Source organism: Cognataquiflexum rubidum (genome assembly GCF_022538115.1).
Taxonomy (GTDB): Bacteria; Bacteroidota; Bacteroidia; order Cytophagales; family Cyclobacteriaceae; genus Cognataquiflexum; species Cognataquiflexum rubidum.
In genome coordinates this window covers 74,167-98,732 of record NZ_JAKZAL010000018.1, presented here as the reverse complement: position 1 = coordinate 98,732, position 24,566 = coordinate 74,167, and the positions used below count along the sequence as shown (strand labels likewise).

The 24,566-nt window shown below is 41.2% G+C and carries 10 protein-coding genes; all 10 read right to left on the bottom strand.

Annotated features, from left to right (window positions below; translation table 11 throughout):
• Position 1: 1 nt before the first annotated feature.
• From MMU05_RS23115 to MMU05_RS17520, 10 genes are read right to left on the bottom strand one after another with little or no spacing between them, the layout of a single operon-like run.
• Positions 2–3,730 carry a ligand-binding sensor domain-containing protein gene (locus MMU05_RS23115; RefSeq protein WP_336246966.1) on the bottom strand — a complete coding sequence of 1,243 codons (3,729 nt, stop codon included), beginning with the start codon at positions 3,728–3,730 and terminating at the stop codon, positions 2–4.
• Positions 3,727–6,975 (bottom strand): sensor histidine kinase, encoded by a 3,249-nt coding sequence (locus tag MMU05_RS17565; protein WP_241142983.1) that lies wholly within the window; start codon positions 6,973–6,975, stop codon positions 3,727–3,729. The genes MMU05_RS23115 and MMU05_RS17565 overlap by 4 nt, the downstream gene beginning before the upstream one ends.
• The gene (locus MMU05_RS23110) at positions 6,972–10,193 is read right to left on the bottom strand and encodes a sensor histidine kinase (protein ID WP_336246965.1); all 3,222 of its coding nucleotides are present in this window, start codon (positions 10,191–10,193) and stop codon (positions 6,972–6,974) included. The genes MMU05_RS17565 and MMU05_RS23110 overlap by 4 nt, the downstream gene beginning before the upstream one ends.
• On the bottom strand, positions 10,190–12,244 hold the full coding sequence (locus MMU05_RS17550; RefSeq protein ID WP_241142982.1) for a tetratricopeptide repeat-containing sensor histidine kinase: 2,055 nt from the start codon (positions 12,242–12,244) through the stop codon (positions 10,190–10,192). Before MMU05_RS17550 ends, MMU05_RS23110 begins: the two co-directional genes overlap by 4 nt.
• Positions 12,241–14,328 carry an ATP-binding protein gene (locus MMU05_RS17545; RefSeq protein WP_241142981.1) on the bottom strand — a complete coding sequence of 696 codons (2,088 nt, stop codon included), beginning with the start codon at positions 14,326–14,328 and terminating at the stop codon, positions 12,241–12,243. The genes MMU05_RS17550 and MMU05_RS17545 overlap by 4 nt, the downstream gene beginning before the upstream one ends.
• A 15-nt stretch (positions 14,329–14,343) precedes the next feature.
• Entirely contained in the window at positions 14,344–16,341 is a 1,998-nt protein-coding gene (locus tag MMU05_RS17540; protein ID WP_241142980.1) for a sensor histidine kinase, read from the bottom strand.
• Positions 16,338–18,359, bottom strand: coding sequence for an ATP-binding protein (locus tag MMU05_RS17535; protein ID WP_241142979.1), 2,022 nt, complete (start codon positions 18,357–18,359; stop codon positions 16,338–16,340). The genes MMU05_RS17540 and MMU05_RS17535 overlap by 4 nt, the downstream gene beginning before the upstream one ends.
• Positions 18,360–18,361: 2 nt before the next feature.
• On the bottom strand, positions 18,362–20,410 hold the full coding sequence (locus MMU05_RS17530) for a tetratricopeptide repeat-containing sensor histidine kinase (protein WP_241142978.1): 2,049 nt from the start codon (positions 20,408–20,410) through the stop codon (positions 18,362–18,364).
• An 8-nt stretch (positions 20,411–20,418) separates the two neighbouring features.
• Positions 20,419–22,401 (bottom strand): ATP-binding protein, encoded by a 1,983-nt coding sequence (locus tag MMU05_RS17525; RefSeq protein ID WP_241142977.1) that lies wholly within the window; start codon positions 22,399–22,401, stop codon positions 20,419–20,421.
• Entirely contained in the window at positions 22,398–24,566 is a 2,169-nt protein-coding gene (locus MMU05_RS17520) for an ATP-binding protein (RefSeq protein WP_241142976.1), read from the bottom strand. The genes MMU05_RS17525 and MMU05_RS17520 overlap by 4 nt, the downstream gene beginning before the upstream one ends.

The window sequence follows — 24,566 nt, the reverse complement described above, 5'->3', positions numbered from 1 at the left end:
TTTAGGTTGTCGGCATGTGTATAATAAATGTTGATCCTTCTCCTTCTTTTGTTTCCACCTTCAACTCCCCTCCATGCGCTTTGACAATATCATAGCTTAAACTCAAACCCAATCCTGTCCCCTGCCCTGTTGGTTTGGTGGTGAAGAAGGGTTGAAATATTTTATCTAATATTTTTTGAGGAATGCCGTTGCCATTGTCTTTTACAGAAATCAAAACTTTTTTGCCGTCTTTCTTAGTCGAAACAGAAACCGTGGGTTCGTATCCGGCAATGTTTTGCTTGCTCTTTTCGTTCACCACATAAAAAGCGTTGGTAATTAAATTGAGTATTACTCTTCCAATATCCTGCGGAATGATATTGATGTTGCCAATGCTTTCATCAAACTCTGTTTTCATGGTGGCATTGAATGATTTGTCTTTTGCTCTTAAACCATGATAGGCCAGTCGTAAATATTCATCCGCTAATGCATTGATATTAGTTGGTTCTTTTTTACCGCTCCCACTACTGCTGTGTTGTAACATGCCTTTTACAATGTCAGCAGCGCGTTTACCATGATGATTTATCTTTTCAAGATTTTGCGTTAGATCGTTGGCAATCACCTTAGCATCTACAGTATTTCCTTTGTCAATCTCTGTCTTCAACTCAGTGACCAATTCGGTACTCAACTCAGAAAAATTATTGACGAAGTTTAACGGGTTTTGTATCTCATGGGCGATGCCGGCGGTGAGTTCGCCTAGGCTGGCCATTTTTTCTGATTGGATGAGTTGGGATTGGGTGGATTTCAAATCTTCCAATGAATGTGTGAGTTCTTCTGATTTTTTTCTCAGCTCACTGGTTCTTTCTTCTACTTTATGTTGGAGTTGTACTTTTTCCATTCGCAATCTTCTTTCTCTCCAAAGACTGAACATTCTTAATGATGCCAAAAATAGTAATGCGTAAATGGTATAAGCCCACCAGGTGAGCCACCAAGGAGGCAAAACGGTAAACGCATAATCAAAAGATTTGCTCCATTCACCGCTTTCGCCAATGGCCCTTACCTGGAAAATAAATTTTCCATTGGGCAGGTTGCGATAATCCGCCATCGTTTCTGTGGTAGCTTTGCTCCATTTATCATTCAAACCGAGCAAACGAAAACTGTATTTAATTTTAGTGGGAGCTCCCCAATCAATGGCCGAGTATTGAAAACTTAAGTGATTTTGATGGGAAGGTATCCTTGCGTTGATGGGATAATTCTCGTAAGCCTGAACACCATCAAACATTATTTTTTGATGTGTACTGTCTGATGGATTGCGGTAATCTGGAACTACTTCGTTAATGTACAACTGCCGCATGCTTACCACCGGTGGTTGTTGCGAAGGTTGGTAAACATCTTTTTCCAACTTGCTTACGCCACCACCATACGTAGGAACCCAAATATTTCCAGCCCTGTCTTCCACCACTTTAAAAACCTGATTACCGGATAGCCCTTCGGCTGTGGTAAAATTTAGAAAGGTTTTGCCATCGTATTTGCTCAAACCATTAGTTGTTCCAATCCATAGATTACCCGACTTATCTTCAAAAATGGAGTAAAGATTGTTAGTGGGCAGTCCCTGATCTGTGGTAAAATGTGTGAAGGTTCCCGAATGGCCTTCTTTGGATTGTTGAAACCTGATAAGCCCGTTACTACTTGTTGCAATCCAGAGATCTCCATTCTTATCTTGCAATATTTTAGAAATACCAATTCCCAGACCTTCGGCTGCTGAAAAATGAACAAAAACACCTGATTGGCCGTCTTTGGTTGGTGTATATTTCGTTACCCCATTACGGTATTTAAACCATAGATTACCGGATTTATCTTCCAGCATGGCTGATGTACTACCACCGTAGAAACCCTCGGCTTCGGTAAAAAGAAAATAGGCCCCCGACTTGCCGTCTGCTGATGGCTCAAAACGCATAAGACTGCTGCCGCCTAACCAGAGATGACCTCTGCTGTCTTCCAAAATTGATCGCAGACCACCGTTGGCAAACCCTGAAATAAGGCCAAAATGAAGAAAAGACTGGCCATCATATTTGTTTAGCCCCCTCCCAGAAAACCATAGATTTCCTGATTTGTCTTTAAAAGAGGCATGAGTAAAGCGAGGAAGTGGAAAATGAATAATGCTTTTTCCATCGTAAACATTAATTCCGGTATTTGTTCCAAACCACAAATTGCCTTTTCTGTCCTCCAAAACATTCCAGATAAAATTATCGGAAAGCCCTTGTGCTTTGGTAAACCGTAAAAAAGATTTTGTGCTAATCCGGTTCACTCCGCCTCCAGATGTACCAATCCAGAGATGACCAGACCTGTCCTCTATTAAGCTACTGCGATAGGAGCCATTATACGATAGCCCTTCATCTTCGGTAATATGAATAAAGTTTTTACCATCATATAGGCTCACGCCACTCCCGCTTGTGCCAAACCAGATATGGCCATACTTGTCTTCTAGAATCGACCTGATTTCATTATCGGAACGCCCATTGGATGTGAATAGCTGAATAGGAAAATTAATAAAGCTGTTACCATCAAATTTACTTACTCCGCCCGTGGTGGCAAACCACAGATGCCCGACCTTATCTTCCATTATATAGCTTACCGAATCGCTTGCAAGGCCTTCTTTTGAAGTAAAATGAATGAAATTTTTACCATCAAATTTGTTTACGCCACCTGTAACTGTGGTGAACCAAAGATGGCCGTTTTCGTCTTCCAGAACAGATGAAACATCATTATTAGATAACCCCTCATTGGTGGTGTAATTAATAAAGGTTCCCGTACTAGCATCTTTTGACGGTTTATATTTGCTAACCCCGCCATTGGTTGCGAACCAGAGATTACCGGACTTGTCTTCATAAATTTTACTCACATTATTTCCAGCAAGCCCTTCGGCTGTTGTAAAGTTTACAAAAGTCTTCCCATCAAACCGGCTTACACCACCTTTAGTACCAAACCAGAAATGGTGTTTACTGTCCTGAAAAATGGCATTCACACTACCGTCTACAAGTCCATTTGCAACTCTATAAACAACGAAGGATTTTCCATCATATCGGCTCACACCACCGCCATCGGTGCCAAACCAAAAATAACCATCTTTATCTTCAAACACTGAAAAAACCCATTGCCATTGCAGGCCCTGGTCAACATTTAAGTACTGTATATCGAACAATATATCCTTTTTAATAGCCAGTGGCAAGGCAGGGTTAATTTTAGGAGAAACTCCCTTTCCGGTTTTGCCTTTGGCAGCTATGGGTTTACCCGTTGGTATAGTATCGCCAAACTGGTTTTTAAATATATATCCTTGTGGGCTGTTGGCTGCATTGTGTTTAATGAGTTTACTTTCATCCACTGCTATTTTCTGCAAGTTTTGGGGTAGAGGATACCTATTATTCATCGTTTTAATTTCACTGCGGATGGGTGTAATCGGTATCAGTTTTGGCTTTGCAATACTATCCGGGTGTATTCTTTTGCCAATGGCAGGTATGGGTGTTCCTGTAATAACGGGTTTACCATCTTTAGTAGTGACCGGTTCTACTGGTCTGCCTGTTATCATATTTACTTTGTAACCACCCTTGGGGTTGGCTTCCCAACTTTTGGGTGGAGTGTAGAGCGATGGTGGTGCAGTACCATCATCTTTGGGGGTGCTGTTGCAGGCTGCTAATAGGAGCAACGGCAAGAGAAATTTTAAATTACTTACTTGCATTACAGATTTTATTTTCATGCCGTTGGTATTTGTATAATAAATGTTGACCCTTCTCCTTCTTTTGTTTCCACTTTCAACTCCCCTCCATGCGCCTTCACAATATCATAAGATAGTGATAATCCCAATCCTGTCCCCTGCCCTGTTGGCTTGGTGGTGAAGAAGGGCTGAAAAATTTTGTCTTTGATGGAGGATGGGATGCCGGGGCCGTTGTCGGAAACTTTTATTTCTATTTTGTTGCCGATGTTCTTTGTAGAGACTTTTACTTGGGGCTTTAATTCAGAATTATTAATTCTGAATTCTGAATTACCACAAGCGTAAAAAGCATTGTTGATCAGGTTCAATAAAACCCTCCCAATGTCAGATGCCACCACATTAACCTTTGGCAGGTTGGGATCAAAGTCTGTGGCAAAGTCAGCCGTGAAGCTTTTGTCCTTCGCCCTCAATCCATGATAAGAAAGACGCAGGTATTCATCAGCCAAGGCATTAATGTCCGTCGGCGCTTTTTCTCCCTTGCCTGCACGGCTATGCTCCAGCATTCCTTTTACTATCGCATCTGCCCGCTTGCCGTGGTGGTTGATCTTTTCTAAGTTTTGCTTAATATCCTCCAGAATCTCATCCTCTTCACTCGATCTTGCCTTGTCTTGTGTCTTGCGTCTTATGTCTTGAATCTCATCAACCAACTCCGCACTTACCTCCGAAAAATTATTCACAAAATTCAATGGATTCTGAATCTCATGGGCAATGCCGGCAGTGAGCTCTCCAAGGGAAGCCATTTTTTCTGATTGGATGAGTTGGGCTTGGGTGGATTTCAGATTTTCCAGCGATTGATTGAGCTCGAAATTTGCTTTATTCAGATCGCTTGTTCTTGAAGCCACTTCGATTTCCAAAAGCTCGTTTTGTTTTCTGGCGGCACTTGTTCTCCATTTTACAATCAGCCAAATCAATAATGAGAGAATGATTAGCGTAAGTATCCTGAACCACGCTGTTTCGTGAAAAAATGGTTCAATTGTAAACGAATAAGTGGCTCCTGTATCATTCCATATTCCGTCGTTGTTGCTGGCAATCACCTGAAAAGTATAGCTGCCGGAAGGAATATTGGTGTAAAAAGCTTTTCGGTCGCCAACAGCTGAAATCCAGTCCTTATCGTAACCGACTAATTTGAATTTGAATTTTACTTTCTCCGGGGAGACGAAACTCAACCCACTATATTCGAAAATATAGCGGTGATTACCGGGTTTGAACGTATTGGCTTGGGCCAATCCGATGTCTTTACCATCAAATTGAACATTGTGAATTATTACAGAAGGAGGAATTAAGTTTTTCTTTAACTGATCTGGATCCACTTCAACTAATCCTCCAAAAGTGACAAACAATAACCGGCCATCAGGTGTAACGGCGGGATGCCTTGCACCAACAGCTTGCCTGTTTAACATACCGTCTCCGTCATCGTACAATTGCCATTCGATTTTGTCGATTTTTTTGTCCAGATAATCGTTCAGTTCCTGTTTTTTTGCACGAATCAATCCGCGGTTTGATGGGAACCAGACATAACCCTTTTGGTCGGGTAAAAATCCAAAGATCGAATTTTCAGGCAAGCCTGATGTGAAATCAATCTTGCCAAATTCCCCATTTTTATAGCGGACTATACCTGCCTGCGTAGTTAGCCAAACGGTTCCATCGGGGTCTTCAACACTAGAAAAAACGCCAATAGATTGCAGCCCAGACTTATCATCAAAATAAGCAGGATTCCCCGCCTGATCGATAATCAGAATACCCTTATTAAAAGACGTTAACAGCCAGTTTCCATTTCGCAACTTGCGAATAGAGCTGATGTGTAAGGATTTGAAGTCGATTTTCGGAAAACTCAACAATTCAATTTGATCCTCATTATTTAAAAAGCCAATCCCACCAAACGCAAGCCCAAACCAGACTTGGCGGTTATCGTCTTCAAACACATACCTTGCCTGTACTGCACCTCCATTCGAAAATAGCTTTTCACCTGATTTTGATATTCTGATAATGTTTCCTGCTGCGAAACATATCCAAATATTATCGCTTGAATCTTTGAATATGTGGGTTATATCTCCCCTGAAATTGGTGAGATTCTTGTTTTTAAATGGGTAGGGTTTGACCACACCATCTTCTATCAGAAATAACTTACGTGATGTTGCCACAAGATAGCGATGGTTATCCAGTGCGCATACCGCTGAAATTCGGTTATTATTCAGCCCATCCAGTTCGGAATAATTAATGAATTTACTTTGGCTGAGTTTTATCAAACCATTGGCTGATGATACCCATATATTTCCCTCTTTGTCCTCCAATATGTTGAATATGGGCTGTGAAAGCAGGCTTTCACTTTTAGGAAAAAATACAAACCGGTCCGATTGGGCGTCAAGATAGGCCAGTCCGGAAGTTGTTGCCAACCAGATATTACCCTTGCTGTCTTCTAGGATTGATCCGGTTGAGGCAGCTCCACTTCCGCCAAAAAGAATATCCTCCATTCCTGGATAGGGTTTAAATGCTTGTCCATCCCAAAGAAATAGGCCCTTGTTGGAAGTTAACCAGAATCGATTTTTACTGTCGACACAACTTAGGAAGTATTGTCGCTCGGGAAAGCCCCCCTCCTTTGGGGTAATTTTATTCATCTTTCCATCCTTGTAGCTAAAGAATGATGCATCAGTATAAGTCCACAGATTACCTGACTGATCTTTTAATCTGCGGTATTTATTTGATATTTTTCCTTCTTTGAATAATTCACGACCCTGCGAGTAAGTAATGGACTTACTAGTTTTTAAATTCGTATCAAACAATACAAAACTTTGGGTTCGCGTTCCTATTTGAAGCAGCAGTTCCTCTCTGTCTGTTGTCCCCAAAAAGTTAATGGAAGTCGAATCGGTTAGGTAAGCATTGAATACCCCGTTTTTAAATGACAATAATCCACTGCTTGGGGTTGGAATCCAAAGCGTGCTGTCGTTGGTTTCATATAAAAGCGATTGAATGTTATCAGTTTTAAACAGAGGTACTGATCTGGAATTGTAAGAAGTAAAACTTACCCCATCAAAACGAGTAAGTCCAGTATATCCTGCCGTCCAGATAAAGCCATCTTTGGTTTGATAAACGTTTAAGATCAGGTCGTTTGGCAATCCATTTTTCGTGTCCCAACTTTCCACTTTCAGTTGACGAAATGGATTCTGACTTGACACTTCACCTGATTTGAATAAACAAAAGATCACTAGAAGTAAAATGGAAGTCTTTTTCATATTTGAGCGGTTTTAGGAAGGGAAATGGTAAAACATGTTCCCATACTAGATTCACCTTCCTGAACTGCAGTCGGGCTTTCTACTTTCAACTCTCCGCCGTGAGCTTTCACTATATCATAACTCAAACTCAATCCCAATCCTGTTCCTTGTCCGGTTGGTTTGGTGGTGAAGAAAGGCTGGAAGATTTTGTCTTTAATGGAGTCGGGGATGCCGGGACCGTTGTCGGAAACTTTAATTTCGATGTTTTGACCTGATATTTTGGTACTGATGATTACTAATGGTTTGAAATCCTCCAAAGGTTTGGAACCCTTGGAGGATTGGCTGCAAGCATAAAAAGCATTGTTGATCAGGTTCAATAAAACCCTCCCAATGTCAGATGCCACCACATTAACCTTTGGCAGGTTGGGATCAAAGTCTGTGGCAAAGTCAGCTGTGAAGCTTTTGTCCTTCGCCCTCAATCCATGATAAGAAAGACGCAGGTATTCATCAGCCAAGGCATTGATATCCGTCGGCGCTTTTTCTCCCTTGCCTGCACGGCTATGCTCGAGCATTCCTTTGACGATGGCATCAGCCCGCTTGCCGTGATGGTTTATCTTTTCTAAGTTTTGCTTGATATCTTCTGCAATCTCAACTGCCAACTGACTATTGCCTACTGCTAACTCTTCTTTCATCTCATCCACTAACTCGGCACTTACCTCCGAAAAATTATTCACAAAATTCAGCGGATTCTGGATCTCATGGGCAATGCCGGCAGTGAGTTCACCCAGCGAGGCCATTTTCTCCGCTTGGATGAGTTGCTTTTGCGTAGAAGTAAGCTTATCCAGTGAGGCTCGTAATTCTGCTGTTCTCGCGGAAACCTGCATTTCCAGTTTAAAGTTGGCTGCTCTTGAAGCTTTGGTACGCCACCTGATAAAAGCCCAAATACCTGCAAGAAAAGCCAATATTATCAACGCTTTAAACCAATAGGTTTGGTAATACATTGGTTCTACTTCAAACAGATAAACCGCCGGTAAAGTGGCCCAAACCCCATCGTTGTTGCTACCCAGTACTTCAAAACGATATTTTCCAGGTTCCAGGCCCGTATAAAATGCCCTTTGATCACCCTTCGCAACAATCCAATTCTCGTCGTAGCCTACAAGGCGAAATTTGCTGCTGTTCTTTTCAGGAGCGGTAAAACTCAATATGCTGTAGTCAAAAATATAGCGGTGGTTGCCCGGCGGAATTTTGTGTTCCATACCCAAAGGATATACCTTGTCATCTACCAATAATAGTGGGATGCTTAATTGTGGAGGGATGTCGTTGCGGGAGATTTTCTTTGGATCAATTTCTACCAACCCCCCGATGCCCAACACCATGATTCTGCCATCGCTAGCAACCATTGAATGGCGTGCCCCCACACATTGTCGGTTGTACATTCCATCGCCTTCATCAAAAATGCGCCAATTGATTTTAGCAGTAACAGGATTATCTAAATAAGCATCGAGCTCCGCCTTTTTTACCCGGATTATGCCCATGTTCGAAGGAAGCCACCAATATCCCTCTTGGTCAGGTAAAATTTTAAACAAAGACAATTCTTCTAACCCTGCTTCGGCGCCAATAGATTGTTTTTTATTTCCCTTGATCCTTACTAAACCTTTACCGGATGCCACCCAAAGGGTTTGCTCATCTTCCTGATACATATCAAATACCTGAATGCCTTTGACATCGTCAAACACTTCCTGTTGTACTATTTTACCATCGGGGTAGATATAATGAATTCCAGATCTATAAGTGCTAATAACCCAGGTACCATCAGGTTGCTGGAAAAATTCACTCATGTAAATATCCCCAAAATCAAAACCCGGGAATTTTAAATATTCAAATTGGCCGCCATTGTTAATAAACCCTATGCCCTGAAAAGCAACTGCAAAATATAATCTTCCATCTATGCCCTCATAAGCATAGCGTACTTGTCCATCTACCGGAATCTTTTTTTCTTCCTTGCTATTGAATTTAAAAATTGCCCCATCCGTACAAACCCATTGGGTATTTTCCTTATCATTATATATATACAAGATGTTTCTTGTCTGGTCTAAAATGTTTTTTTGACGAAGGGGAAAAGGTTTTATAACACCATTATCCAATTGATATAACTTATTGTTGGTGCCTGCTACCAAAAATTGGTTCGCTCCTGTTTGGCTCACGGCACTCACACGATTATTTTCAATGCCTTCTGTTTCCGCATAGTTGATCAGGCTGGTTTGGGATATTTTAAATAAGCCCCTGTCTGTGGCCAACCAGATATTGTCTTCCTTGTCAATATTGATATTATTCAAGGTCTGAATATTCAAATTGGAAGGGGGGAAGGCATAGAATTGATCTTCGCCAGGCGGCAAATAAGCTACGCCATTTCCTGTAGAAAGCCAGATTCCTCCTTTGCTATCCTCGGCAATATGTCCAAATGAGGGGTTGCTTTGAACAATGCGAACCCATTTCATACCTTTATAGGGAATAATCGTTTGGCCGTTCCAGGTATAAAGTCCGTATTCCGTAGTAATCCAAGTTCTATTCTTACTATCCCTGAAAAAATTGGCGAAAGTCATGTCTTCGGTAATGCCAGCATTAGATCCGAATGCCAGCAAACCACGGTTAGGATCATTGTAATGAATCACGCCATCGCGCACAGTCCAACGAACCAAGCTGGTATCTTTAAGATTGCCGCGTGTTGCCCAGTATTTTAAAAAGTCTTCCCGAGGTACTTCTTTGTATTGATGGGTGGTTGGATTAAAGATGATCAGAGAATTGCTTGTGTCGGGTCCTGCTTGCGAAATTATCAAATCTCCATCTGCCGTTCTACCCCTGTAAAATAGGTTCGAGTTTTCTTCTAAATAAGTTTTGAATATGCCATTTTTAAAGGAGAGCAACCCACTGCTAGCGGTAGGAAACCACATGGTGCTATCGGAAGTTTCTGTAAAAAGGCCATTACTATTGTCCGCCTTAATCTGTGGTGTATTTTTAGTATTAAAGGTTTCAAATTTTTTCCCGTCATAGCGGATAAAACCCACATAACTACTCATCCACAAAAAGCCATCTCTAGCCTGAAAAGTATTAAATATGAAATCAGAAGTCAATCCCTGCCTGGCATCAATTTGTTCAACCCTATACCGAGCCAAAGGATTTTGTGCATTTAAGGAAAATGCAAACCCCATAAAAAATAATGAAGTAATTAAGTTTTTCATACTGTATGATTGAATAGGGTTATAATAAATGCTGATCCCTCGCCCTCTTTCGTCTCCACTTTTAACTCTCCCCCATGCGCCTTCACAATATCATAGCTTAATGACAATCCCAATCCTGTGCCCTGCCCGGTAGGTTTGGTGGTGAAAAAGGGTTGGAAGATTTTGTCTTTGATGGAATCAGGAATGCCGGGACCGTTGTCGCTTATGGAGATCTGGATTTTGTCACCGAGGTTTTTGGTGGAGACTTTTACTAGGGGCCTTAATTCAGAATTATGATCCCGATAGCTATCGGGAAAGAATTCTGAATGGGCGCAGGCATAAAATGCATTATTGAGAATATTCAACAATACCTTGCCGATATCGGGTCGGACCAATTCTATTTTGGGAAGTGATGGATCAAGGTCTGTGGTAAGCTCGATATGAACCTCTTTGTTTTTGGATTTGAAGCTTTGGTAAGTAAGGTTAAGGTATTCATTGGCCAAGGTGTTAACATCGGTCAGTTCTCTGGCTCCCGATCCAGATCTGCTATGCTCCAACATCCCCTTCACAATCGCATCCGCCCGCTTCCCGTGGTGGTTGATTTTTTCAAGGTTTTGTTTGATATCTTTTGAGATAAATTTAGCCTCTTCAATATCTCCTTTATCCAGCTCTTCATTCATTTCATCTAATAGTTCGCTACTGACTTCCGAAAAGTTATTCACAAAATTCAGCGGATTCTGTATCTCATGGGCAATGCCTGCAGTGAGCTCTCCGAGGGAGGCCATCTTTTCGGATTGGATGAGTTGTGCTTGGGTGGATTTTAATTCATGTAAAGTACTTTCAACTTTATCTTTCTGTTCCTGTAAAACAAGATTCGCTTTTCGTTTTTGCCGAATATTGCGGTAAAGAATAAAACCGATGATGGAAAGAACAGCAAGTACTGCGAGAAAACTGTAGGTCCTGATTTTTGATTGTGTTTCAATTTGCTGCTTTTCCAATTCCCGCAAACGAGTGGCTTCGCTGAGTAACGCACTCTGAAAGGTGGCCAGGTTCTTGTATTTTTCTTTATTCCACGCATCTATTGTAGTGAGGGTAAGCCCTTGGTATTTTAAAACACTATCTGGTTGATTGTTGAGTAAATATGCTTTGTATAAGTCCTCGTAAACGCCTCCTTCCCTAAACCATTTTGAATTTATCAATCCTGGCTCAGAACCTACTTCGTATGCTTTTTTGGCATAGTAAAGGGAAGAATCTTTAACCCCATTATTCTGATGTACCGAGGATAAATCGCTATATATCCATAACAACATTTGCCTGGTAGTTGCCTTATATTCAGTAGCAACTTGCAGTGCTTTATAGAGGTATTCTCTCCCCAATTCGTCATTTTTCGCCTTAAAGTTCTTACGGGCCAAGTAAAGGATAGGAAATGTCTTCCCTCCACTATTGATCTGTTCGAAAAGCTTCACGGACTTCTGTGCATATACTTCCACAGAATCAAGCTGGCTTGCATCAAGATACTGCCTTGCAATTAAAGACGAAACACTAGCTATTCTAAAATAATCTTTAATTAATGACGCTATCCTTATACTTTCTTTATAATGAAAAATGGCCTGTTCCGTATTTCCTGTTTCTTCCATTAATTGCCCATACGTCTGATAGGCAAAATCCAATCTTGCTAATCTAAATTCAGCAGATGTTAATTTGCCCAAACCAAACGCATATTTTTCGGAATCGGGGTTTTGCAAAATTTCGAATGCTTGTAATAAATTTTTCAGTGCTTCAGCATATTCTCCTTTTTGCACTAATGTGTTTGCCTTAACTACCAAAAAACGTCCTTCGTGTAATGACTGCTTACTTTTTCGAGCAAGAGAGAAACCCTTATCCGCATAAAATAGTACGGAGTCATAATTAAATCCCTCATAGTATTGGTAAATGTCAGTAATTGACCTTAACCTGATGGAGTCGTGGGTAGCAGTATTAAGTGCATTCTTTAGGCTGTCAATTTTCGATTGTTGGGCATAGGATGAGGCCGTGATAAACAGCGTTAGAAAAAGGATTGTATAAAATTTCATGCTTTTTGAATACTTAAAGAGTGATTAGTAGGCAAGAGAATTTGAAATACTGAACCCTCTCCCTCTTTTGTTTCCACTTTCAACTCCCCCCCGTGCGCTTTGACAATATCATAACTCAATGACAACCCCAATCCTGTCCCCTGCCCTGTGGGTTTGGTGGTGAAGAAAGGCTGGAAGATTTTGCCTTTGATGGAATCAGGGATACCGGGGCCGTTATCTTTTATGGAAATCTCTATTTTATCGCCGATTGATTTGGTGGAGACGGTGACTTGAGGTTTATAACTTTCCCAAAGTTCAGAACTTTGGGAAAGCTTGGCTTTGTCAGCACCTTCACTTCGACTTCGCTCAGTACAGGCATAAAATGCATTATTAAGGATATTCAGCAACACCTTTCCAATATCCGCTCTAACGAATTCCATTTTTGGAACCGAAGAATCGAAATCGGTGACTAGAGTAATTTCGGCTTCTTTATTTTTGGATTTGAAGCTTTGGTATGAAAGGTTAAGGTATTCATTGGCCAAGGTGTTAACATCGGTCAGTTCTCTTGCTCCCGATCCGGACCTGCTATGCTCTAGCATCCCCTTCACAATCGCATCCGCCCGCTTCCCGTGGTAGTTTATTTTTTCTAGGTTTTGGATAACATCTCCAATTATTTCCTCTTCTACTATCTCACTCCTCTCACTTTTTACCTTCAACCTCTCACCCTTTAATTCTTCCATTAGTTCTGCACTCACCTCCGAAAAATTATTCACAAAATTCAAGGGATTTTGGATCTCATGGGCGATGCCTGCTGTGAGTTCACCGAGGCTTGCCATTTTTTCGGATTGGATAAGTTGGGCTTGGGTGGATTTTAGATTGGTCAGAGCTGACTCTAATACTTTATTAGCTTTTTGTTTTTGACGATTATTTCGATAAAGGATAAAACCAATTATCGAAAGAATGGCTAATCCTGCAAGCATTCCATAAGTTCTTATTTTTGCCTGAGTTTGGATTCTCTCGTTTTCCAATTGTTCCAACCGCATCGCCTCACTAAGTGATAGCTTTTGAAAATCAGCCAGATTTTTAATTCTGATTTCATTTAAACTGTCTAAAATTACAGATGCCAGCTCGAGGTATTTGTATGCACTATCTTTTTGATTGCTCAATTTGTAAGCTCGATAAAGGTCTTCATAGGCAGTTCCCATATTACTACTTTGGTTTGCTATACCACCTGAGGACTCAATTGCTTTTAAATTCTGTATAGCATAGATTAACGCAGAGTCTTTTTTATTTTCTCCTACAAAAAAATCAACAAGGGTATGATTTATATTGGCTACAATACTTTGACTATTTTCAACTGAAGCTGAAAGTAGCCCTTCATAATAATACCTTCTGGCCTGTACCCTATCTCCTTTTGCTAGATAAATATTACCAAGCGTAAGTAAAGTATTCCCTCTAAATTGTTGTCCATCATAATTTTCCAAAATCAAATAAGCGGCTTTTGCAAAATACATTGCGGAGTCAAGTTTATTCTCGTTGAAATAAATGATTCCTAAGTTCGCATTTCCTATTACCTGCCTGTCTAGAGAATTAATTTGTTCTGCAATGCTCAGTGACTTTTTATGCGCAACTATTCCCTGTTCATTATTCCCTGTACTAGTCATCAATCCACCTAAAATAGTATGGGCAACAGAATTAAGCCAAAGCCTTTGGTCACCTGAAAATGGATACTGGGTTACTGTCCACCCAGGTACTTCCTTATTTTTGGGGTCTTCAGTGATTTTAAGTGCCTGTAATAGGCTTTGGAATGATTTTGAATATTTTCCGGTAGAGCTAAATTGATAACCAATACTAATTAAAGCACCTGCCTCGGCTAATTTTTGGTTGTTTTTTCTTGCAAGTTCGAACCGCTTTTCAGCATAAAACAATGCGGAGTCTCTGTTTCCTTCAAAATAATAAAAATATAACCCTGTCGATGCATTATGCCGTTCCTTGTCATTGGTTGCATTTTCCAAGACCATTCTAAGGCTGTCGGGCTTACTTTTCTGCGCATTTGCAATGAGCGGGAGGAAAAGTAAGAGTGCTATTTTTAAAACTGTTTTCATATTGATTATTTAAACCTATGGCAACTGAATAATAAATTCACTTCCTTCTCCTTCCTTCGTCTCCACCTTCAATTCGCCTCCATGCGCTTTTACAATATCATAGCTTAATGACAATCCTAATCCTGTGCCCTGCCCGGTAGGTTTGGTGGTGAAAAAGGGTTGGAAGATTTTGTCTTTGATGGAGTCGGGAATGCCAGGGCCGTTGTCGGAAACCGAAATCTCTATTTTGTCGCCGATGTTCTTTGTAGAGACTTTTACTTGGGGCTTTAATTCAGAATTATGATCCCGATAGCTATCGGGACTGAATTCTGAATGGGCGCAGGCATAAAAAGCATTATTGAGAATATTCAGCAAAACTTTGCCTATATCGGGTCGGACCAATTCAATTTTAGGTATTGTTGGATCAAGGTCTGTGATCAGCTCGATATGAACCTCTTTGTTTTTGGATTTGAAGCTTTGGTAAGTAAGGTTAAGGTATTCATTGGCCAAGGTGTTAACATCGGTCAGTTCTTTTACCCCCGATCCTGATCTGCTATGCTCGAGCATCCCCTTCACAATCGCATCTGCCCGCTTGCCGTGGTGGTTGATCTTTTCCAAGTTTTGGATTACATCACCGATTATTTCTTCTTCAACAGATTCATTCCTCTCACTATTTACCTTTAACCTCTCACCCTTTAATTCTTCCATCAGCTCCGCACTTACCTCCGAAAAATTATTCACAAAGTTCAGCGGATTCTGTATCTCATGGGCAATGCCTGCCGTCAGCTCACCCAGCGAGGCCATTTTTTCTGATTGAATGAGTTGGGCTTGGGTGGATTTTAAATTGCTATACGCAGTTGCCAATTGTTGATTTTTCTTTTTATTCAGCAGGTTATTTCGATAGTAGAACCCTGTCAGCAGCAACAATAAGAGAGCTACTCCCAGTACAGAGAAAAGTTTTGCATTAGCAGTCTGCCTCTGTTGCCGCTCTATTTCTGCCTGTGCCTCTTCCTGACTTCTGATGCGTTCTTTTATATTCATAGCTTGGATTCGATAAATCTTATCAAGCCCAAGTACTGTGTTATTGATGTCGGCCCAATTGATTAAATAAGCATAGGCACTATCCTGTTCTTGAAGATGATTATATACCTCATAAAGTTGCCAATAAGCTTGTGAAGTGATGATATTATTTTGCGTTTCACTTGAAAGGAACAGTGCCTCCCTTGAATAAAAAATCGATGAATCATAATCAGCATTGGCAAAATGAGCTTTGGAAAGTTTAATCAACATCCGCCCCGCATTGTCCAATCTACCCGCATTCAACGAGGCTGAATAACTTTCATTCATTAAAAAAAATGAACTGTCCTGAGAAGCATAATCGGCCAACCTTCCTGCCGAAATTCCTATCCAACTTTGTTCATCTTCTTCAATCGCCTTTTCATAAATAATCCGAAGATGAAACATAGCTGAATCTATGTTTCCGCCCATATGTTCAAAAGAAGAAGCCTTCATATTGTGATACACATATGTCTCCGTTGCCAATTTTTCAGTTGAAGCGGTCCTTTGGAGAAAACCCGACTCATACAATCCAATCAACTTCTGTGTATAATACTGGATACTTGATGTATCCTGAAGGTCAGAGTAACAAAATCTCAGAAGACGATATGGTTCAAAAAGTTTAAGCGTATCTTTTTCATTTTCCTGTCGCTTTATCAGTTCAAGCAAATTAATTATAGCACTTTCATAATTTCCCAAAATCCGTTGATTATAGGCTAGGGCTAACTTGGCCTCTTGAAATCCATCTTCGAAATTGATTTTTTCAGCCAGAAGCATGGCTTGTTCAAAATATCCTAGTGCGGAGTCGGGAGAAGAAATATTTCCCATTTTAATCAAAAGCCAAACTTTTGAGGTATCTGAATTGTAATTATTTAGTTCAGCAACCAGTCCAGCTACATCATTTTGTTGTCCATTCAATATTATTGAATAAAATAACAGGAGGAAGGTTGAGGAAATCCTAAGGAAGCCGCTTCTCATATAGGTAGGATTATTATAAATTTAGAACCTTCCTTTATTTCTGTCTCCACCCTCAACTCCCCACCATGCGCTTTCACAATATCATAAGATAAGGATAATCCCAATCCTGTACCCTGCCCGGTGGGCTTGGTAGTGAAGAAGGGTTGGAAAATTTTGTCTTTGATGGAGTCGGGGATGCCGGGACCGTTGTCTTTTACACCTACTTCGATTTTGCCTCCAAGATTTCGAGTAGTCAATTGCACCAAAGGCTTGAAGTCTGGATCTTGTTTGGACCTTTCATTTACCGCATAAAATGCATTGCTGTACAAGTTGAGGAGAACCTTGCCGATATCCTGTGGGATGACCGAAATCTTCGGAAGATCAGAATCCAGGTTTGTCTGCAACTCAACTTTGAAATTGGGATCTTTTGCCAAAAATGATTGGTAACTCAGCCTAAGAAATTCATCAGCCAAGGCATTGAGATCGGTAGGTTCTCTCTGTCCGGAGCCTCTTTTAGAATGCTCAAGCATTCCTTTTACGATCGCATCCGCCCGTTTGCCGTGGTGGTTGATCTTAATTAGGTTTTCCTTGATATCCTTTGAAATAAACTTAGCCTCTTCAATATCTCCTTTATCGAGCTCTTCATTCATTTCATCCAACAGTTCCGTACTGACTTCCGAAAAATTATTCACAAAGTTCAGCGGATTCTGTATCTCATGGGCAATGCCTGCCGTCAGCTCACCCAGCGATGCCATTTTTTCGGATTGGATAAGTTGTGCTTGGGTGGCGGCCAGGTCATCCAGTGTTTTGCGTAATACCGTATTGGCCTTTAGTTTTTGCCGGTTGTTCCGATATAGCAAAAATGCGATGATGGTCAATGTTAGAAGTCCGCCTGCCAGGGAGTTTGTCCTGATTCTGCCCTGGTACGCTAACCTCTCCTTTTCCAGTTCCTGCTCCTGCACTTTCTCGCTGAATCCAATATTTTGAAATTGATTGATCCTCTCCAGACTATTGATACTGTCTTTGAGCGCGACCGAAAGCCCTTGATAGTAATAGGCGCTATCTATATTGTTCAACAATTTGTGGCTGTAGGCGAGCGCCGCATACGCTGGTAAAACCACGTCTGGGGATCTGGCCAACTGAGCGGATTCGAGCGCCTTGTATGCATACCATAGGCTTGAATCCTTGACTTCTACCTCATTGAAAAAGTCACTTAAACGCAAATAAGACCTGGATAGATCGGTGATATTGTCTGCATTCCGACTTACCTGAATAGCTTGGATTAGATACTGTTTTGCCTGGATATAATTTCCCTTTTTTGCATGGACCATACCGATAGTGGACATTGTACCACCTTTATATGTATTGAACCCAGAAATCTCATAGTAACCCATCGATTTATCCAGAAAAAAGAGGGCTGAATCCAATTTATTTTGAAGGGCGAAACTTGTGCCCAGATTCGAATAGATATTGGATAAAATGGAAGGATCGTTTACCTGTTGTGCAAGTTTTAACGATTCAAAAAGATGGTAATTATGTTGTTCTATGTTGCCGGTATAACCGTACAACCGGCCTAAATCCAGGTGACAGAAAGCCAATACGGTCAGACGAGCCATTGCAGGATCATTTTTTGTTGTAAATCTTGATATTTGCCAAATATCGTTTTCCGATTTTCTATCTTTCGCAATTTTCATGGCGCTGAGAAATGCCTGCAGAGATCCCGGGTAGTCTTTGAGATTGGAAAGCACATACGCCATCATATCAAGTGCGTCCGCTTCCCAAAGTGGTTGCTTTAATTTCCTGGCCAAATTCAGTTCTTCCTTCGCAAAATACAGCGCGCTGTCAAGTTTGATTTCGGTATAATAGGCGCACAAGCTCCTGGCGGTGCCTAATCGGATGGTGTCGTTTGATGTGTAATTCCATAAAGATCGAAGGCTATCCACCTGGGTTTTATTCCAGATTTCCCAATAGGGAAATTGCTGTGCTTGGGAATGTCCAGTCAACAATAAAATAATTAATATAGATATAAATGATTTCATAGTCATTGATTCGACATCGGTAAATAGATTATAAAATCTGTTCCTGTTCCTGCTTGGCTTTCCACCCTTATCTCCCCCCCATGCGCCTTCACAATATCATAGCTCAAACTCAAGCCTAAACCAGTTCCTTGTCCTGTTGGTTTAGTGGTGAAGAAAGGCTGAAAGATTTTGGATTTGATGGCGTCGGGGATACCTGGACCGTTGTCTTTTACACCAACTTCGATTTTCCCGCCAAGATTTCGAGTAGTCAATTGCACCAAAGGCTGGAAGTCTGGATCTGGTTTGGACCTTTCATTTACCGCATAAAATGCATTGCTGTACAAGTTGAGGAGAACCTTGCCGATATCCTGTGGGATGACCGAAATCTTCGGAATATCAGGATCCAGGTTTGTCTGTAACTCAACTTTGAAATTGGGATTTTTTGCTAAAAATGATTGGTAGGTCAACCGAAGGAAATCATCTGCCAAAGCATTGAGATCCGTCAACACCTTCTCCCCCGAACTTGTCCTACTGTGTTCCAACATCCCTTTCACGATCGCATCTGCCCGCTTGCCGTGGTGGTTGATCTTCTCTAAGTTCTGCTTGATATCCCCAAGGATTTCACTGACCAAAGTCTCGTCTCTCGTTTCTCGGCTCTTGGCTCTTTCTTCTTCAATCTCCTCCAAAAGCTCCGCACTTACCTCCGAAAAATTATTCACAAAATTCAGCGGATTCTGAATCTCATGGGCGATGCCCGCTGTGAGTTCTCCAAGCGATGCCATCTTCTCTGATTGGATGAGTTGGGCTTGGGTGGATTTTAACTCATGTAAAGTACTTTCTACTTTCTCTTTTTGCTCTTGTAAAATCCCATTTGCCTTTTGCTTTTGGCGGTTATTGCGGTAAAGAATAAAACCAACGATCGAAAGAACACAAAGCATGGCAAGAAACCCATATGTTCTGATTTTTGATTGTGTTTGTATCTTCTCTTTTTCCAAATTTTCCAATCGAAGTGCTTCTCCTAATGAAAGTTTTTGAAAATCAGCGATATTTTTTATTTCCGCCCTATACATACTGTCTTTGCTAACTAAAGCAAGGCCTTGGTATTTGTAAGCACTATCATAAATATTGTTGAGCTGATAGGCCAGGCTGAGATCTTCATATCCAACTCCAATCCCAATTTCTCTGTAACCCACCCCAACTACAGATTTTAAAATATGCAGGTTTTTTAATGAATAAGAAAGTACAGAGTCTTTGTTCACTTCCATTAAGTAAACCCTAAATAGTTTATGATTCAGGTTTGCTACATCGGCCTGGTTGTTATGTTTGTATGCATAGCTTAATCCTTCATAGTAGGTTTTCTTTGCAGTTTCATTATCCCCCCTGGCCAGAAAAATATCTCCTATGGTTAATAAATTGTTGCCAATATACCCTTGTGCTAATGGGTTATTAGATAACAGCTGTGCAGCCTTTGCAAAATATAATGCCGAATCCAATTGACCCATTTTTAGATATGCGCTTGCCAGGTTCATATTACCAGTCATTTGCCGATCAGGGTGGTTTATCTGGGCAGCAATTTTGACAGCAAGCTTCAATTGAATTATTTCCTGTTCATAATTAGCCGTATTCCGAAATACACCACCCAATACATGATGTATGGTTGATTGTACAATTTGTTTGTTCTTACCAGGTATTGGATATTGGGTCACTTTCCATCCTTCTGCTTCCCCTGTTTTGGGATCTTCAACAATTTGAAGTGCTTCTGTCAGATTTCGGAATGCATCTGAATATTTACCTATTGCATTATACTGATATGCTTTGCTGACCAGTGCAGCTGCTTCAGCCAATGCAATTTTGTTCTTTCTTGCAAGAGCCAAACGTTTTTCAGAATAAAAAAAGGCAGAATCTCTATTTGCTTCGATAAAGAAAAAATAGAAGTCAACTGAGGCGTTAAAGCGAGCCATGTCAGTCGTTGCGTTTTGTAAAATTGTACGCAGACTGTCTGGATGGCTTTGCTGTGCCTTTGCAATCAAGGGGAGCAAAAGTAAGAATGCTACTTTTAATATAGATTTCATAATCGTCGTTAAGCAGTGGGCAATTTTATAATGAATGTTGTTTCTTCTCCCTCCTTCGTTTCCACAATCAACTCTCCCCCATGCGCCTTTACAATATCATAGCTCAGACTCAATCCCAAGCCTGTGCCCTGCCCGGTAGGTTTGGTAGTGAAGAAGGGCTGGAAGATTTTGGATTTGATGGAGGAGGGAATGCCGGGGCCATTATCGGAAACCGAGATTTTTACCCCCCTGCCCCCCTCAAGGGGTGAGGTGGAAACAATGACTTGGGGCGTAAGACCTGCCAGGTTTCCTTTGTCGTCGTTTGCAAAACCTGGCAGGTCTTTCTGAGCACAGGCATAAAATGCATTGTTGAGAATATTCAATAATACCTTGCCGATATCGGCTCGGACCAATTCTATTTTGGGGAATGTTGGATCAAGGTCTGTGATCAAAGAGATTTCAACCTCTTTGTTCTTGGATTTGAAGCTTTGGTAAGCCAGGTTCAAATACTCACTTGCCAGACTATTGATGTCAGTCAGTTCCTTCTCTCCCGAACCTGTCCTACTATGCTCGAGCATTCCCTTCACGATGGCATCCGCCCGCTTGCCGTGGTGGGTTATTTTTTCCAGATTTTGCTTGATATCTCCAAGTATTTCAGTGACCAAAGTCTCGTCTCTCGCCTCTTGGCTCTTGCTTCTCTCCTCCTCTATTTCTCCTATCATTTCACTGCTCACTTCAGAGAAGTTATTCACAAAGTTCAGCGGATTCTGAATTTCATGGGCGATTCCGGCGGTGAGTTCACCGAGGGAGGCCATCTTTTCGGATTGGATGAGTTGGGCTTGGGTGGATTTTAATTTATGTAAAGTGCTTTCAACTTTTTGTTTTTGTTCCTGTAGAACTGTGTTCGCTTTTTGTTTTTGACGGTTGTTTCTGTAAAGAACCACGGCTACAATTAGAAATAAGGCGACCCCTCCGATCAAGCCACGTTGCTTTATATTATTTCGGTATTCGATTGCCGCCGCTTCAATTTCGGTTTGTCTTTCCTGTTCTTCCATTGTAGCAGCCTGAAGCCTCTGGAATTTCTGTGCTCCATACAAACTGTCTTTTGCTGCCGAAGCCATCTGATAATACCTAACCGCTTCTTCTGGATTTTCTTCAGCATATAGCTCCGCCAATAAACTGCTTGCTGTGAGTATCCTGTTGGTATAGGAAAGTTCTATTCCGAATTCCAATCCCAGTTTTGCATAATAAATGGCTGAATCAGGCTGGTCAAGCTCCTTGAAAATCTGGGCAATTGCGTTACTGGAAGTAGATGCTTCTCTAATCGAATTTGCGGCCATTGCCTCCTTCATGCTTTTTTGGAAATATATTATGGCTTGATTAGGCTCTCCTCTTTTCGATGCTAAATCTCCTCGTAACCTATTAGGTATAAAACCATACGTTTCCTCAAGTATTTCTAATCGCTTTTCTGCAGAATCCAATTGATCTAATTGTATGGTAATTTCTGCTATAAAATATTGCGTAACCCACCTTGGAAAATCATCATAGTTTTTCATAAGATTATCGGCTTTTTGGAAATAAGGTAGTGCTTTTAAAAAATCCCCAACACTGAGATATACATTGCCCACCCGGATCAAACTAGCAACCCACAGATCAGTAAGCTGTTCTTTTTCTGCAATTTTTAATCCCTGAAGCCCCAGTTGTAATGCATAGGGCAAGTCTCCTTTTTCCCTGTACAGCACACTCAGAACATTCAGTGCCATTATTTCGCCTTTTTTAAAATCTAACTCCCTTGCATGTAATAGTGCCTGATTGGCAAGAATAAGAGAGGTGTCCGGATTATTGCTTCTGTATGCCTCACTTAACCTACTTTTCAATACAATCCTAGCAGTATCCGTCTTAGCCTGCGAAAGTTCCTGAATTAATCTTTCAGCATCCTTGAATGTCTCCATCTGAGCGAATGCGGAACCACAAGAAATAATCAGTATTAGAAAAATAAAAAGGATCTTCATATTCCAGGATTTTTAGAAACCATCAATATAATTATAAACTCACTCCCTTTCCCTTCCTTCGTCTCCACCCTCAACTCCCCCCCATGCGCTTTCACAATATCATAAGATAAGGATAATCCCAATCCAGTACCCTGCCCGGTGGGTTTGGTAGTGAAGAAAGGCTGGAAGATTTTGGATTTGATGGCGTCGGGGATGCCGGGGCCGTTGTCTTTTACGGAGATTTTTACCCCCCTACCCCCCTCAAGGGGTGAGGTGGAAACAATGACTTTGGGTGTAAGACCTGCCAGGTTTCCTTTGTCGTCGTTTACAAAACCTGGCAGGTCTTTCTGAGCACAGGCATAAAATGCATTGTTGAGAATATTCAACAATACCTTCCCGATATCGGGTCGGACCAATTCTATTTTGGGAAGTGTTGGATCCAGTTCTGTGATCAGTTCGATCTCAACTTCTTTGTTCTTTGATTTGAAGCTTTGGTAAGCTAGGTTCAAATACTCGCTTGCCAGACTATTGATGTCAGTCAGTTCTTTCTCACCCGAACCTGTACGGCTATGCTCGAGCATTCCCTTCACGATCGCATCTGCCCGCTTGCCGTGGTGACTGATCTTTTCCAGGTTTTGGATTACATCACCGATTATTTCTTCTTCAACAGATTCATTCCTCTCACTTTTTACCTTTAACCTTTCACCCTTTAATTCTTCCATCAACTCCGCACTTACTTCAGAGAAATTATTCACAAAATTCAGCGGATTCTGAATCTCATGAGCGATACCTGCGGTGAGTTCACCCAATGAGGCCATTTTTTCGGATTGGATGAGTTGGGCCTGGGTGGACTTGAGGGTGTTGAGAGAAAGGCTAAGTTCCGACGTCCGTTCAGCCACCTGTTTTTCCAAGAGTACGTTCTGTTGGATCAAAAGATCTTTCTTTTCCTGCTCTGCTTGCAAACGTTCCTTAAACAGGAGCATTATTCGATAGCCAACTCCTGTAGTTACTATAATAAGTTGTCCGGTAATTGGAAGAAATTGGAATTGATCCAAAGGAAGGGGGATTACTTGTGGAATAATAAACACCATGAAACCCAATCCAATAAATATTGAAAGCGGTTCTTTTAGTGAGAGGTAGCTTATGCCAGACAAAAGAAAGGTACCGCCATAGATTGCCATAAATACAGAGATTAATGCCATGCTTTCAAAATAAACTGATAGAGGCAGGAGTAATCCTGAGAAAAACAAAACCCATGTGGCTGCGATCATAAACTTATCCAATTTCCTGTGCTTCATTGGAAGATTGACAAACACCCTGGAAAACTGGAGCAGGCACACCAAATTTATAATGCCGGCCAACAAACCAAAATAGAGCCCATATCCAGGGTTTTCAGGATAGAGCAAGGGCGTCCAGGGGTCGGATGACCACATGGTTAACAATTGTGTGTTGGCCGTAGTCAGGAAAAGAAAAAACCAAAGGGAAGTCCTGTCACTAAGGTAAAAATACATGATCAGGGACAGAATCCAGATTATAAGATAAGAGCCTTGGAGTAACAAATTACTTCTTTCCAATACGTATTCCGGCAACGAAATGGAAGGGTCATAGATAGACAACCGGGGAAAAGTAGTTGTTAAGGTGTAGTTTTTACTGATGTTCACCCAAAGGGTCAGCCGACTCCCCGGAGAAAGACTGAGATTGAGCAAGGACTGGGTATGCCGGCTGTTATAATCCCTTTTGGAGGCAGGGACAAAATATCCGGTAATTCCAGAAGAGCCAAGCTGTCCATCCTGCACTGTGTAGGATATTATTTCTGAAAAATTATTTGTATTCCCAAAACCAGAAAAGGAGGAATTCTCAATGTAAAGAAGCCAATTGCTGAGTTCTACCTCACTGAAAAACTCAATGGCGAACCAGTACTTTTCAAAGTGCTCGATTATGATTTCATTAGGTTTGATCTCCAATACCTTACCATCCTTAATGTCTCCGTTCAAAATATCCTGAATTGATAAGGGGATGTCCCCTTCTTTGATTACCCAACCCGGTTGTGGCAATTTCTGTATGGATTTATAGGAGTCGATGGTGACGGAAACAGGAGCGGGTATACGCTCAATCTGTGCATAGGCTGTTGAAAAACAAGCCATGCTTAGGATCAATAAAAAAAGAGGGAAGAAGGTCTTTATCAT

Excerpts from the sequence above, each read along its gene's own strand:
- MMU05_RS23115 (WP_336246966.1), bottom strand. The coding sequence starts at position 3,730 with ATGAAAATAAAATCTGTAATGCAAGTAAGTAATTTAAAATTTCTCTTG.
- MMU05_RS17565 (WP_241142983.1), bottom strand. The coding sequence starts at position 6,975 with ATGAAAAAGACTTCCATTTTACTTCTAGTGATCTTTTGTTTATTCAAA.
- MMU05_RS23110 (WP_336246965.1), bottom strand. The coding sequence starts at position 10,193 with ATGAAAAACTTAATTACTTCATTATTTTTTATGGGGTTTGCATTTTCC.
- MMU05_RS17550 (WP_241142982.1), bottom strand. The coding sequence starts at position 12,244 with ATGAAATTTTATACAATCCTTTTTCTAACGCTGTTTATCACGGCCTCA.
- MMU05_RS17545 (WP_241142981.1), bottom strand. The coding sequence starts at position 14,328 with ATGAAAACAGTTTTAAAAATAGCACTCTTACTTTTCCTCCCGCTCATT.
- MMU05_RS17540 (WP_241142980.1), bottom strand. The coding sequence starts at position 16,341 with ATGAGAAGCGGCTTCCTTAGGATTTCCTCAACCTTCCTCCTGTTATTT.
- MMU05_RS17535 (WP_241142979.1), bottom strand. The coding sequence starts at position 18,359 with ATGAAATCATTTATATCTATATTAATTATTTTATTGTTGACTGGACAT.
- MMU05_RS17530 (WP_241142978.1), bottom strand. The coding sequence starts at position 20,410 with ATGAAATCTATATTAAAAGTAGCATTCTTACTTTTGCTCCCCTTGATT.
- MMU05_RS17525 (WP_241142977.1), bottom strand. The coding sequence starts at position 22,401 with ATGAAGATCCTTTTTATTTTTCTAATACTGATTATTTCTTGTGGTTCC.
- MMU05_RS17520 (WP_241142976.1), bottom strand. The coding sequence starts at position 24,566 with ATGATAAAGACCTTCTTCCCTCTTTTTTTATTGATCCTAAGCATGGCT.